Source organism: Janthinobacterium sp. Ant5-2-1 (assembly GCF_001445815.1).
Taxonomy (GTDB): domain Bacteria; phylum Pseudomonadota; class Gammaproteobacteria; order Burkholderiales; family Burkholderiaceae_D; genus Janthinobacterium; species Janthinobacterium lividum_E.
Window position 1 is genome coordinate 40,558 of the sequence record NZ_LNCE01000126.1, and the last position, 14,138, is coordinate 54,695.

Genomic DNA, 14,138 nt, shown 5'->3' on the forward strand with positions numbered 1-14,138 from the left:
CGGCCGGCGCCACAGACTCGCCGTGCCAGCGGCCTATACAAGGATAAGCGATGGATTCGCAGACAACACCCAATACCCCGCGGCGCAGCCGCCGTTCGAAAATCGTCGGCACGGTCATCGCGCTGGCCGTGATGGCTGCGCTGGGGGGCGGTGCCTGGTATTTGACCCACTCCGGCACCAGCGCCCAGGGCGGCCCCGGCATGGGTGGCCCTGGCGGCGCGGGCGGGCCAAGTGGCCCCGGCGGGCGTCGCGGCGGCCCTTCGACCACCGTGGGCGTGGCCACGGCCGTCAAGTCCGACCTGCCCGTGGTGCTCGATGCGCTGGGCACGGTGACGGCCGCGTCCACCGTGACGGTGCGCCCGCAAGTGTCGGGCATCTTGAAGGAGTTGAAATTCAAGGAAGGCGGCATGGTCAAGGCGGGCCAGGTGGTGGCGCAGATCGACCCGGCCCAGTTCGAGATGGCGCTGATGCAGGCCACGGGCCAGCGCCAGCGCGACGAAGCGCAACTGGAAAACGCGCGCCTGACGCTGAAACGCTATCAGACTTTGCTGGGCCAGGATTCCATCGCGCGCCAGGACGTCGACACGCAGGCCGCCTTGGTCAAGCAGCTGGAAGGCACGGTGATGACGGATCGCGCATCCGAAGGCACGGCCAGGCTGAACCTCGGCTACACCAAGGTGGTGTCGCCGATCAGCGGCCGCGCGGGCCTGAAAGTGGTCGACATCGGCAACCTGGTGAGCACCAGCGATACGGGCGGCGTGGTGGTGGTGACGCAGCTCTCGCCCATCGACGTCGAATTCTCAGTGCCGCAGGATAAGGTGCAGACCATCCAGGAACGCCTGAACGGCGGTACGGCGCTGGCGGCGCTGGCGCTGGACCGCACGCGCACGCATACCCTGGACAAGGGCAGCTTGACGGCGCTGGACAACCAGGTCGACGTGCAGACGGGCACCGTGCGCGCCAAGGCCCGCTACACGAATGACAAGATGGTGCTGTTCCCCAGCCAGTTCGTCAACGTGCGCCTGGAGCTGGGCAATATCACGGGCGCCGTGCTGGTGCCCGTCACGGCCCTGCGTCACAGCAATAACGGCGATTTCGTGTATGTGCTGAAAGCGGATAAAACCGTCACCGTGCGCATGGTCACGCGGGGCCAGGCTACCACCGACATGGTGGAAATCCGCGCCGGCCTGGAAGCGGGCGAGCAAGTCATCACGGAAGGCGCCGACCGCCTGAAGGAAGGCGCGAAAGTCACCTTGGCGGGCGACAAGCCGGCCATGGGCGGTGCCGGTGGCGCGGGGGCAGGCAACGGCGAACGCCGCCACCGCCGCCAGCACGCTGAAGGCGCGGCCAGCGCACCGGCCGCATCGGCTGCCGCATCGGCATCCGCGCCAGCGAAGGGCGCAGCGCAATGAGTCCATCGACGCCATTCATCAAGCGCCCCGTCGCCACGGCGCTGCTGATGCTGGCCATCGTGCTGGCGGGGCTGGTCGGCTTCAAGTTCCTGCCGCTGGCCGCCTTGCCGCAGGTGGACTTCCCCACCATCCAGGTGCAGACCTTGTACCCGGGCGCCAGCCCGGAAGTCATGGGGCAGACCGTCACGGCGCCGCTGGAGCGCCAGTTCGGGCAGATGTCGGGTTTGCAGCGCATGAGTTCCACCAGCGCGGCCGGCGTGTCCATCATCACCCTGCAATTCACGCTGGGCCAGACCCTGGACGTGGCCGAGCAGGAAGTGCAGGCGGCCATCAATGCGGGCGGCTCCCTGCTGCCGACGGACTTGCCGGCGCCGCCCGTGTACGCGAAGATCAACCCGGCCGACGCACCCGTGCTGACCCTGGCCATCACGTCGGACACGATGCCGCTGACGCAGGTGCAGAACATCGTCAACACGCGTCTGGCGCTCAAGATCAGCCAGGTCAACGGCGTGGGCCTCGTGTCGCTGTCGGGCGGCCAGCGTCCCGCCGTGCGCATCCAGGGCGACACGAAATTGCTGGCGTCGTACGGCCTGGGCCTCGACAGCCTGCGCACAGCCATCGCGGCGGCCAACGTCAACAGCGCCAAGGGCAGTTTCGACGGCCCCACGCGTTCATTCACCATCAACGCCAACGATCAACTGGTCACGGCGGAAGACTACAAGCGCCTGATCATCACTTATAAAAACGGCGCGCCCGTGCGCCTGTCCGATGTGGCCAACGTCGTCGACAGCGCGGAAAACACGCGCCTGGGCGCATGGTCGGGCAAGCAGCCGGCCATCATTTTGAACGTGCAGCGCCAGCCCGGCGCCAACGTCATCAAGACGGTCGACGCCATCAAGGCCCTGCTGCCGGACCTGCAGGCCAGCCTGCCGGCGGCCATGAAGCTTGATGTGCTGAGCGACCGCACGACAGGCATCCGCGCTTCGGTCGAACACGTGGAAATGGAACTGCTGTTGTCCGTGCTGCTGGTGGTGCTGGTGATCTTCGCCTTTTTGCACAGCATGCGCGCCACGGTGATCGCCAGCCTGTCCGTGCCGATCTCGCTGATCGGCGCCTGCGGCGTCATGTATCTGCTCGGCTACAGCCTGAACAACCTGTCGTTGATGGCGCTGACGATCGCCACGGGCTTTGTCGTCGACGACGCCATCGTCATGATCGAGAATATCGCCCGCTACATCGAAGAGGGCGAAACGCCGATGGCCGCCGCACTGAAGGGCGCGTCGCAGATCGGCTTTACCATCATCTCGCTGACGGTGTCATTGATCGCCGTGCTGATTCCCCTGCTGTTCATGGGCGACGTCGTGGGCCGGCTGTTCCGCGAGTTTGCCATGACCCTGGCCATCACGATCCTGATTTCCGCCGTGGTCTCGCTGACCCTGGTGCCGATGATGTCGGCGCGCTGGCTGAAAAGCCACGCCGATGAAAAGATCAGCGCCACGGGCCAGCGCATCCAGGCTTTCCTCGACCGTGTGATCGTGCAGTACGACCATGCGCTCGTGTGGGTGCTGAAACGCCAGGGACTGACCCTGCTGGTGGCCCTGGCCACCCTCGTGTTGACCGTCATCCTGTATATCACCATCCCGAAAGGCCTGTTCCCCACGCAGGACACGGGGCAGCTGCAGGCGCGCATCGAAACGTCGCAAGCCGTGTCGTACGAACGCATGGCCACCTTGCAGCAGGCCGCCGCCAGCGCGCTGCTGGAAGACCCCGCTGTCGACACCCTGAGTTCCCTCGTCGGCGTCGACGCGGCCAACAATACCATGCTGCACACGGGCAGCATGCTGATCAACCTGAAGCGTCCGCGCAGCGCCAGCCAGGACGAGATCATGGAGCGCCTGCGCGACCGCGTGGCCAAGGTGGCCGGCGTGACCCTGTATCTGCAGCCGACGCAGGATCTGACCATCGATGCGGAATCGGGCCCGACGCAGTACCGCGTCTCGCTCGAAGGGGCCGACACGGCCACCGTCACCGAATGGGCCGGCAAGCTGGCCGCCCGCATGCGCGAGAAATCGCAGCTGCGCAACGTCGTCACGGATGCGGGGGCCACGGGCGCCGCCGTCACCGTGGCGATCGACCGCGACAGCGCCGCGCGCATGTCCGTCACCACGGCCACCGTCGACGACGCGCTGTACAACGCTTTCGGCCAGCGCATCATTTCGACGATTTTCACGGAAACCAACCAGTACCGCGTGATTCTCGAAGCGCAACCGGGCATCGTCACCACGCCGTCCGACCTGTCGGACCTGCAGGTGCGCACGGGTTCCGGCAAGTCGACGCCGCTATCCGCCTTTGCCAGCGTCAGCGAAAAACAGGCGCCGCTGCAAATCACGCACGTGGCGCAATATCCGGCCACCACCCTCGGCTTCGACACGACGCAGGGCGTGGCGCTGGGCAGCGCCGTCGACGCCATCCGCCAGGCCGCGAAAGACATCGCCTTGCCGCCATCGGTGACCCTGACCTTCCTGGGCGCGGCAGGCGCGTATGAAAACTCGCTGTCGAATCAGCTGTGGCTCATTCTGGCCGCCGTCGTCTGCGTGTATATTGTGCTCGGCGTGCTGTATGAAAGCTACATCCACCCGCTGACGATTTTGTCGACCCTGCCGTCGGCCGGCGTGGGCGCCTTGCTGGCGCTGATGATCTCCGGGCAGGACCTGGGCGTGATCGGCATCATCGGCATCATCCTCCTGATCGGCATCGTCAAGAAGAACGCCATCATGATGATCGACTTCGCCATCGAAGCCGAACGTGACGAAGGCAAGAGCCCGCAGGAAGCCATCCACCAGGCGGCGCTGCTGCGCTTCCGTCCCATCCTGATGACGACCCTGGCGGCCCTGTTCGCGGCCGTGCCGCTGATGCTGGGCTGGGGCGAGGGCGCCGAATTGCGCCGTCCGCTGGGCCTGGCCATCTTCGGTGGCCTGATCGTCAGCCAGGTGCTGACCCTGTTTACCACGCCCGTCATCTACCTGGGCTTCGACCGCCTGGGCCAGCGCTTCGCGCGCAAGACACCCGGGGTGAACCTGGACAAGCCGGCCGATAACGCGGGGAGCGCCGCGTGAACCTGTCCGAACCGTTCGTCAAGCGTCCCATCGCCACCGTGCTGCTGACCATCGGCATCGCGCTGGCGGGCATCGGCGCCTTCTTCGTGCTGCCCGTCTCGCCGCTGCCGCAAGTCGATTATCCGACCATTTCCGTCAGCGCCAGCCTGCCCGGCGCCAGCCCCGCGACCATGGCCACGTCGGTGGCCACGCCGCTGGAACGGCGCCTGGGCGTCATCTCGGGCGTGAACGAGATGACGTCGTCGTCGGGCACGGGCTCGGCGCGCATCAACCTGCAGTTCGACTTGAACCGCAAGATCGATTCGGCAGCGCGCGAAGTGCAGGCCGCGATCGCCGCCGCACGCGTGGACTTGCCTGCCACCCTGCGCAGCAACCCCACTTACCGCAAGGCCAATCCGTCGGACGCGCCCGTGATCATCCTGGCGCTGACGTCGAAGACGCGCACGCCGGGGCAGATCTACGACGCCGTGTCGAACCTGGTGCAGCAGAAAGTGGCGCAAGTCAAAGGCGTGGGCGACGTGGAACTGGGCGGCGGCTCGCTGCCGGCCGTGCGCGTGGAACTGCTGCCGTACCAGCTCAATCACTACAGCGTGTCGATGGAAGACGTGCGCGCGGCCATCCAGGCCAGCAACGCCAACCGGCCCAAGGGCGCCATTTCCGGCGACGAGCGCAGCCTGCAGATCTATTCGGGCGCGGCGACGGCGTCGGGCGGGCGCAGCGCGGCCGACTACCGCAGCCTGGTCGTGGCCTGGCGCGACGGCGCCGCCATCCGCCTCGACGACGTGGCCGAAGTGGTCGACGGCGTGGAGAACAACAATACCCTGGGCCTGTTCAACGGCGACCCGGCCGTCATCGTGCTGATCACGCGCCAGCCGGGCGCCAACGTCATCGCCACGGTGGACGGCGTACGCGCGCTGCTGCCGCAACTGCAGGCGCAGCTGCCGGGCGACATCAAGCTGCAGGTGGCGTCCGACAGCACCAATTCCATCCGCTCCTCGCTGCATGAAATCGAGTTCACCTTGATCCTGTCCATCGTGCTCGTCGTGCTGGTGGTCAGCGCCTTTTTGCGCAGCGTGCGCGCCACCATCATCCCCGCTGTCGCCACCATCGTCTCGCTGCTGGGCACCTTCGGCGTAATGTATATGCTGGGTTTTTCCCTGAACAACCTGTCGCTGATGGCGCTGACGGTGGCCACGGGCTTTGTCGTCGACGACGCCATCGTGGTGCTGGAAAACACGCAGCGCCACATCGAGGCGGGCATGGACCGCTTCAAGGCGGCCCTGCTGGGCGCGCGCGAAGTGGGCTTTACGGTGCTGTCGATCAGCCTGTCGCTGGTGGCCGTCTTCATCCCGCTGCTGTTCATGGGCGGACAGGTGGGGCGGCTGTTCCGCGAGTTCGCCGTGACCTTGTCGGCCGCCGTGATGATTTCGCTGGTCATTTCGCTCACGACCACGCCGATGATGTGCGCCTGGCTGCTGAAAAGCGGTCAGCAGCACAAGCCGCCAGGCAGAGTCGCGCGCTGGTTCGAACGCGGTTTCGAGCGCATGCTGACAGTCTACGAACATTGCCTGGACTGGGCCTTGTCCAGCGCCGCGCTCGTGATGACCATCCTCGTGTTTGTCGTCGGCTTGAACGTGTACCTGTTCGCGGCCGCGCCCAAGGGATTTTTCCCGCAGCAGGATACGGGCCAGATCAATGGCGGCATGCGGGCCGACCAGAGCATCTCGTTCCAGGCCATGCAAAGTAAGCTGCGCCAGCTGGTCGACATCATCAAGGACGATCCGGCCGTCGCCACCGTCGTGGGATTCACGGGCGGCGGACGAGCGGGGGGCGGTTTCATGTTCATCGACCTGAAACCCGCGTCGCAGCGCACGGACAAGGGGCAGGCCGTGATCGCCCGCTTGCGCCCGCAGCTGGCCAAGGTGACGGGCATTTCGCTGTTCCTCAATCCCGTGCAGGATTTGCGCATGGGCGGGCGCTCCAGCAATTCCACGTACCAGTACACCCTGATCAGCGACAACCAGGCGGACCTGAAGAAATGGGCGGCGAAACTGGCCGACCAGATGAAGCTGCAGCCGGCCCTGATCGACGTGGACACGGACCAGGCGGAAAACGGCGTGGAAACCTTTGTCAGCATCGACAAGGACCGCGCCACCCAGCTGGGCGTGCAAGTCAAGGATATCGACAATGCGCTGTACAACAGCTTCGGCCAGCGTCAGGTGGCGACCATCTACGATGAACTGAACCAGTACCACGTGATCATGGAAGTGGCGCCGCGCTATGCGCAAAGCCCGGAAGCGCTGCGCTCCGTGTACGTGCCGGCGTCGAATGCGGCGGCTGTCGCCGCCACCGGCACGACAGCCACGGCCACCACCAGTACCACCACCAGCGCGGCGCCGTCCAACACGACGGCCGCGCGCGACCCGTCCAGCGGCTCGGCCCTGTCCACGACCCTTGCGCACATGGTGCCGCTGTCTTCGTTCAGCAGCTTTGCCGAAAGCTCGACGGCCACTTCCATCAATCACCAGGGCGGCGAACTGGCCACCACCGTGTCGTTCAACCTGGCCGACGGCTATCCGCTCAGCGACGGCCAGGCGGCCGTGGCCCAGGCGGAGTCGGAAATCGGCATGCCCGTCAACGTGCGCGGCAGCTTCCAGGGTTCGGCGAAGAGCGCGCAGGACAGCAACAAGGAGCAGCCGCTGCTGATCCTGGCGGCCATCGTGGTGATCTACATCGTGCTGGGCATCCTGTACGAAAGCCTGATCCACCCCGTCACCGTGCTGTCGACCTTGCCGTCGGCGGGGGTGGGCGCCGTGCTGGCCTTGCTGCTGTTCCGCATGGAATTTTCCATCATCGCCCTGATCGGCGTGTTCCTGTTGATCGGTATCGTCAAGAAAAATGCTATATTGATCATCGACTTCGCGCTGGAGGCCGAGCGTTCGCGCGGCTTGAGTGCAGTGGAGGCGGTGCGCGAGGCTTGTCTGCTGCGTTTCCGCCCCATTCTGATGACCACCCTGGCGGCGGCGCTTGGCGCCTTGCCGCTGGCGATCGGTTTCGGCGAGGGGTCGGAGCTACGCCAGCCCTTGGGGGTCGCCATCATCGGCGGCCTGATTGCCAGCCAGTTACTCACATTGCTGACCACCCCGGTGGTCTACATCCTGCTCGACAAGCTGCGCACGCGCAGCGCCGACGAGCAGCAATTGAGCCGCATTCCTGGGCCAGATAACCCGAGCACACAATCATGAAGCAAGTAAAACCTATCGTATCGACCGTCCCCGCGCGCCACCTGCTGGCGCTGGGCGCGGCCACCGCTTTCCTGCTGCTGGCCGGCTGCGCCGTCAGCCCCGCGTATGAAACGCCGACGGCCGCCGCGCCGCAGACGTTCAAGGAGGCGGCCGGCTGGCAGCCTGCCGCGCCGGCCGACACCCTGGAGCGGGGACCGTGGTGGACCCTGTTCGGCGACGCGCAGCTGAACCAGCTGGCCGAAGGCATCGACATCTCGAACCAGAACGTGGCGGCCGCCATCGCTTCCTACGAGCAGGCGCGCGCGCTGGTGCGCGAACAGCGCGCCTCGCTGTTCCCCAGCGTGAACCTGACGGGCAGCGGCGCCCGTTCGGGCGGCGGGGGCGAGCAGCAGACGAACAACAACTTCAAGGCCGCCATCGGCGCGTCGTGGGAACCGGACGTGTGGGGCAAGCTGCGCGCCGGCGTGACGGGCGCCGACGCCAGCGCCGCCGCCAGCGCGGCCGACCTGGCCGCGGCGCGCCTGTCGGCGCAGGGCGAACTGGCCACCAATTATTTTTCGCTGCGGCAGAGCGATGCGCAGATCGCGCTGCTGAACGCCACCATCGATGGCTACAAGCGCGTGCTCGACATCACCGGCAACCGCTTCAATTCCGGCATCGCCGCCAAGTCCGACCTGCTGCAGGCGCAGACGCAGCTGGCCAATGCGCAGATCGACCTGTCGGGCCAGACGCGTTCACGCGCGCAGCTCGAACATGCGATCGCGATACTTTTGGGCCGCGCGCCGTCCGACTTCAGCCTGGCTGTGGCGCCGTGGACCCTGATCGTGCCCGAGGTGCCGCTGGGCGTGCCGTCAACCCTGCTGCAGCGCCGTCCCGATATCGCCGCCGCCGAGCGTAGGGTGGCCGTGGCCAATGAGCAGATCGGCATCGCCCGCTCGGCCTACTATCCGAGCCTGAACCTGACGGGTTCCTACGGCTCCGGCGCCAGCAAGGTGGGCGATTTGTTCAATGCATCGTCGAGCCTGTGGTCCTTGGGCGTGTCGGCCGCGCAGACGCTGTTCAACGCGGGCGCCACCACGGCCAGCGTGGATGCGGCCAAGGCGGGCCATGAAGCGGCCGTTGCGCGCTACCGCCAGACGGTATTGAGTGCCTTCGGCGCCGTGGAAGACCAGCTGTCGGCCACGCGCGCGCTGGCCGAACAGCTGGCCTTGCGCCAGCAGGCGTCGTCTGCCGCCGACCAGGTCGAGCAGCAGATGCTGAACCGCTATAACGCGGGCCAGGTCGGCTACACGGACGTGGTGACGGCGCAGGTGACGGCCCTGTCGGCGCGCCGTTCGCTGGTGCAGGCGCAGGCGGACCGCCAGACGACGGCCGTGGCCCTGATCCAGTCGCTGGGCGGCGGCTGGCACGTGCCGCCGGCGCAGTAAAAGGCAGGCTGACGCGGGGTGAAAAAAACCGCGCCAAGTTCGCGTTTTCACGCGTGTCTTGAGTGCTAGAATGCAAGATTATCAATTGCTGGCCATGGTAAGGTTTGCCTAGGCCGGTTTCTTGCAGACGATGATAACCCGCAAACGCAGCAAAACCAGTCCGGCCAGCCAGCCTGCTGAAGCGCCCACCATCGGTTTTCCCGTGGTGGCCATCGGCGCTTCCGCTGGCGGACTCGACCCTATTGTCGCTTTTCTGACCCATGTGCCGCAGGAGAGCGGTATCGCCTATGTGGTGATCCAGCATCTGGATCCCACGCAAAAAGCCTTGTTGCCGGAACTGCTGCAGCGGGCCACCAGCATTCCCGTCACGGAAATCACGCAACAGGCGGTTTTGCAGCCCAACCATATCTATGTGATTCCGTCTAACGCCGACCTGGGCCTGTCGAAGGGTCATTTCGTGCTCAGCGAGCCGCTGCAACTGCGCGGACATCGCTTGCCCATCAATGCTTTCTTTGAAAGCCTGGCGGCCGAGCTGGGTGAACTGGCCGTGGGCGTGATCCTGTCGGGCATGGGCAGCGATGGCACACGCGGCTTGCAGGCCATCAAGCAGGCGGGCGGCCTGACCCTGGCCCAGCATCCCGATACGGCCAAGTTCGACATGATGCCGCAAAGCGCCATCGCCGCCGACGCGGTGGACCTCGTCGATTTTCCCGACAAGATGCCGGAAAAGATCGTCAGTTACCTGTTTCGCAGCAGCTTCCTGGAGTTGCCGGGCAAGCAGGCGAGCGGACGCAATTCCTTGCAGGAAATTGTCGCCTTGCTGACCGAACATACGGGCAACAGCTTTTCCGACTACAAGATCAACACGGTGCTGCGCCGCATCGAGCGCCGCATGAGCTTGTACCAGATGACGTCGATGGAAGAGTACATTTCCTATCTGCGCAACAATCCCGCGGAAATCGACTTGCTGTTCAAGGAGTTGCTGATCGGCGTGACGAATTTTTTCCGCGACCCGAAAGTGTGGGAATACCTGAAGATGGTGGTCTTGCCGCAAATGCTGGCAACCCACCCGGAAGGGCGTGCCTTCAAGGCCTGGATTCCTGCCTGTTCCACGGGAGAGGAAGCGTATTCGCTGGCCATGGTGTTCCATGAAGTGGTCGCCAGCAGCAACCCACGGGCGAAGTACAGCCTGCAGATCTTTGCCACCGACCTGTCGGCCGACGCCATCGACCGCGCGCGCCAGGGCCGTTTTCCGCCAACGATCAGCAGCGATGTGTCGGCCGAGCGCCTGGAACGGTTTTTCTTGCAGGACAAGAGCGATTACCTGGTCAGGAAAGAGATCCGCAACATGATCATCTTTGCCCAGCAAAACATCATTTCCGATCCGCCGTTTACCAAGCTCGATATCCTGTGCTGCCGCAACCTGTTGATTTACCTCAATGCCAAGTTGCAGCAGCGTTTGATCCCCCTGTTTCATTATGCCTTGAACCGCGACGGGATATTGCTGTTGGGCAGCGCCGACACGCCCGGACATTTTTCCGAGCTGTTCGCGCCATTGACGACGTCGAGCCGGATGTACCGCCGGCTCGACAACCTGGCGCGCCAGCGCTTGCTGACGTACTTTCCCACGAAGGTATCGTCGGCCACTCCTCCTACCTCCAGCGACACGAGAGAAGTCAGCATGCCCGGAAAAATCCAATCCCATGTCGAGCAATTATTGCTCCAGAAATATTCGCCTGCGGCCGTGCTGCTGAACCAGGATGGGGACATCCTGTACATCAATGGCCGCACGGGCGCCTTCCTGGAGCCGGCGGCAGGCAAGGCCAACTGGAATATCCACGCCATGGCGCGCGAAGGCTTGCGCTACGAGCTGGCGGGCCTGATCAAGCAGGCGCTGCAAAGCGACAGCCTGGTACGCCTGAAGGGCCTGGTGTTCAAGGATCACGTTGGGCAGGCGCAGGGCGTGGATTTGACGGCGGAAGCCTTGCTTCAGCCCGAAGCGTTGCGCGGCATGGTCTTCGTCACGTTTGCCAGCGTGCCGCTGGCGGCTACCGCGCGCCGGGGCCGCTCGCCGAATCCCAAGGTGCTGGAACTGGAGCAGCAGCTGATCCAGGCACGCAATGAAATCCAGGCCGTGCGCGATGAAATGCAGACCTCGCGCGAAGAACTCAAGTCGGCCAACGAGGAATTGCAGTCGACCAATGAAGAACTGCAATCGGCGAACGAGGAGCTGACCACCTCGAAGGAAGAAATGCAGTCGCTCAACGAAGAACTGTACACGGTCAATGCGGAGCTGCAATCGAAGGTCGACGATTTGTCGCTGGTCAACAGCGACATGAAGAACCTGCTCAACAGCACCGATATCGCCACCATTTTCCTCGACAGCGAGCTGCGCATCCGCCGCTTCACGGCGCCGGCCACGCAAATCTATAAGCTGATCCAGACGGACTTGCGCCGCCCGCTCAGCGACATCGTCAACGATCTCGCCTACCCGAATCTGGAGGCGGATGCGCTGGAAGTGATCCGCAGCCTCGTGTTTTGCGAACGGCAGGTGCAGACCAAGAACGGGCGCTGGTACAACGTGCGCATCATGCCTTACCGCACGGTGGAAAATGTCATCGATGGCGTGGTGGTGACCTTTATTAACATTACCGAGTCCAAGGTACTGGAGGCCCAGCTGCGCCAGATCCAGTCCGGCGCCGCGGCAGACGGGAAAGCAGGAGAGAGCGCGTCATGAGCGAACCATTCGACGACGGCAGCGCGCCGGCCAGGTTGCGAGAGCAGGCCGAGCAATTGGCGGCGCAGCAGCGCCAGCCCGCAGCGCCGCCGCAGTCGAATGAAGACGTGATGCGCCAGCTGCATGAGCTGCAGGTCAGCCAGATCGAGCTGGAAATGCAGAGCGCGGCCCTGGCCGAGCTGGAGCAGCTGAAGAATGAATATGAAAGCAGCCGCGACCGTTACGCGCAGCTGTATGAACAGGCGCCCGTCAGCTACTTTTCGCTGGCGCGCGAAGGCGTGATCACGCGCGTCAACGTGGCAGCCTGCGGCTTGTTGCAGCGCGACAGGAACCAGCTGCTGGGACGACGTTTCGAGCAATTCGTCGCGCCCCAGGCGCAGGTCGGCTTCCGCCGCTTCCTCGACGCCGTCTTTGCCAGCGGCACGCGCCAGGTGCTCGAAGCGCAACTGTTCGAAGGCGAAGCGGGCGGCATGGGCGGCATGGTGCGCATCGAGGCCAATTTCGACGCGGCCAGCGCCACGGCGCGCATGCTGGTGACGGACCTGGGCGACGAGCACGCGCGCGAATCGGCCTTGCGGCGCGCCTTCGTCATCCTCGATAGTATCCGTGAAGGCGTGCTGGTGACGGACAGCGGCAACCGCATCATTTCCGTTAACCCCGCCTTCACCACCATCACCGGCTACCAGGCCGAGGAAGCCATCGGGCGCGATCCGTCCTTCCTCGGCGGCGGCACGCATTTGCCGCATTTCTATGAAACCATGTGGCGCAGCCTGCACCAGGATGGCAGCTGGTATGGCGAACTGGTGAACCGGCGCAAGAATGGCGAGCGCTTCGTCGAATCTCTGTCGATCACGCCCATGCGCACGGCGGACGGCAGCATCAGCCATTTTGTCGGCGTGTTTTCCGATATCACCGAGCGCAAGCTGGCCGAAGCGGACTTGCGCGAACTGCACCGCGAGCTGGACCAGCGGGTCATCGACCGCACGGCCGAATTGCTGCACGCCAACCAGCATCTGCAGCAGGAAGTGCAGCAGCGCGAACTGGCGCAGGAAGCCTTGCGCGATGCCGAGCGTTTCTTTCACGCCACCATCGATTCGCTGACGGACCGGGTGCTGGTGCTGGACCAGACGGGCAGCGTCTTGCATGCCAACCAGGCGTGCGTGGATTTTGTGGGGCAGATGGGAAAACCGCTGCATTACCTGGAGTTTTGCGAGACGGACGCGCGCTGGCAGCGCAGCGCCGGGCGTGAGCTGGCCGCCGGCATCCGCTCCGTGATTGCCGGCCGCGCCGATGCGTTTGCGCTCGAGTATGAATTTGCCACGCGCTCAGGCCCCCGCTGGTCGCAGGCCAGGGTCAGCCGTTTTCTCGGCGAAGGGCCGCTGCGCGTCGTGGTGGCGCACACGGACATCACCGAACGCAAGTTGATGGATGGCGCCCTGCGCCAGTCGTACGCGCAGCTGCGCCAGTTGGCCTTGCACCTGGAAACGGCCAAGGAAGACGAACGCAAGCGCATTTCGCGCGATATCCACGATGAACTGGGACAAAACCTGCTGGCGCTGCGCATCGATATCTCCATGCTCAGCGCCCGCACCGAGGGTTCCCATCCGCGCCTGCACCGCCGGGTCGGCGCCGTGCTCAGCAATGTCGACACGACCATCAAGAGCGTGCGCGGCATCATCAACGAGCTGCGCCCGATGGCGCTGGACCTGGGCTTGCAGGCCGCCATCGAATGGCAGGTGGGCGACTTCCGCAAGCGCAGCGGCGTCGCTTGCCGCCTGCTGATCCGCGACGAGGCGCTGTTTGCCGCCATCGGTAGCCAGGCCGAGATCGTGCTGTTCCGCATCGTGCAGGAAGCGCTCAGCAACGTCATGCGGCACGCCCAGGCCAGCCAGGTCGAGATCGAACTCAGTTCGGATGCCTGCGCCGTGTACGTGGCCATCAGCGACAACGGCATCGGCATCACGCCGCAGCAGCAGCGCAAGAAACAGTGTTTTGGCCTGATCGGCATCGCCGAGCGGGTGACGGCGCTGGGTGGCCACTTCGAGGTGGGCTTGCCGGCGTCGGGCACCGGCTGCCGCCTGGCCCTGCAGATTCCCTTGCAGGGAGTGGGGCGCCCGGCCGCCTGATACGGAAATTGCAATGGGCTAATTTTTGCCGACTCATGCCCCCTGGACAGGCTATACTTTCGCCTGCTATTTATG

The 14,138-nt window shown here is 64.9% G+C and carries 6 protein-coding genes; all 6 read left to right on the forward strand.

All coding sequences use genetic code 11. The features are described from left to right. Nucleotides 1–50: 50 nt before the first annotated feature. On the forward strand, nucleotides 51–1,412 hold the full coding sequence (locus ASN89_RS25715; RefSeq protein ID WP_058051232.1) for an efflux RND transporter periplasmic adaptor subunit: 1,362 nt from the start codon (nucleotides 51–53) through the stop codon (nucleotides 1,410–1,412). Beyond that, on the forward strand, nucleotides 1,409–4,528 hold the full coding sequence (locus ASN89_RS25720; protein ID WP_058051233.1) for an efflux RND transporter permease subunit: 3,120 nt from the start codon (nucleotides 1,409–1,411) through the stop codon (nucleotides 4,526–4,528). Before ASN89_RS25715 ends, ASN89_RS25720 begins: the two co-directional genes overlap by 4 nt. Further along, complete coding sequence (locus ASN89_RS25725) at nucleotides 4,525–7,773, forward strand: efflux RND transporter permease subunit (protein ID WP_058051234.1); 3,249 nt, start codon at nucleotides 4,525–4,527, stop codon at nucleotides 7,771–7,773. The genes ASN89_RS25720 and ASN89_RS25725 overlap by 4 nt, the downstream gene beginning before the upstream one ends. Then, the gene (locus tag ASN89_RS25730) at nucleotides 7,770–9,200 is read left to right on the forward strand and encodes an efflux transporter outer membrane subunit (RefSeq protein WP_058051235.1); all 1,431 of its coding nucleotides are present in this window, start codon (nucleotides 7,770–7,772) and stop codon (nucleotides 9,198–9,200) included. The genes ASN89_RS25725 and ASN89_RS25730 overlap by 4 nt, the downstream gene beginning before the upstream one ends. Nucleotides 9,201–9,330: 130 nt before the next feature. Next, a complete protein-coding gene (locus ASN89_RS25735) occupies nucleotides 9,331–11,937 on the forward strand; it encodes a chemotaxis protein CheB (protein ID WP_058051236.1) in 2,607 nt (868 codons plus the stop codon). Continuing rightward, nucleotides 11,934–14,063 carry a PAS domain S-box protein gene (locus tag ASN89_RS25740; RefSeq protein WP_235502082.1) on the forward strand — a complete coding sequence of 710 codons (2,130 nt, stop codon included), beginning with the start codon at nucleotides 11,934–11,936 and terminating at the stop codon, nucleotides 14,061–14,063. The genes ASN89_RS25735 and ASN89_RS25740 overlap by 4 nt, the downstream gene beginning before the upstream one ends. Nucleotides 14,064–14,138 lie beyond the last annotated feature (75 nt).

Bases quoted from the DNA above. Each gene is read 5' to 3' on its own strand.
- ASN89_RS25715 (WP_058051232.1), top strand. From the start codon at position 51: ATGGATTCGCAGACAACACCCAATACCCCGCGGCGCAGCCGCCGTTCG.
- ASN89_RS25720 (WP_058051233.1), top strand. From the start codon at position 1,409: ATGAGTCCATCGACGCCATTCATCAAGCGCCCCGTCGCCACGGCGCTG.
- ASN89_RS25730 (WP_058051235.1), top strand. From the start codon at position 7,770: ATGAAGCAAGTAAAACCTATCGTATCGACCGTCCCCGCGCGCCACCTG.
- ASN89_RS25735 (WP_058051236.1), top strand. From the start codon at position 9,331: ATGATAACCCGCAAACGCAGCAAAACCAGTCCGGCCAGCCAGCCTGCT.
- ASN89_RS25740 (WP_235502082.1), top strand. From the start codon at position 11,934: ATGAGCGAACCATTCGACGACGGCAGCGCGCCGGCCAGGTTGCGAGAG.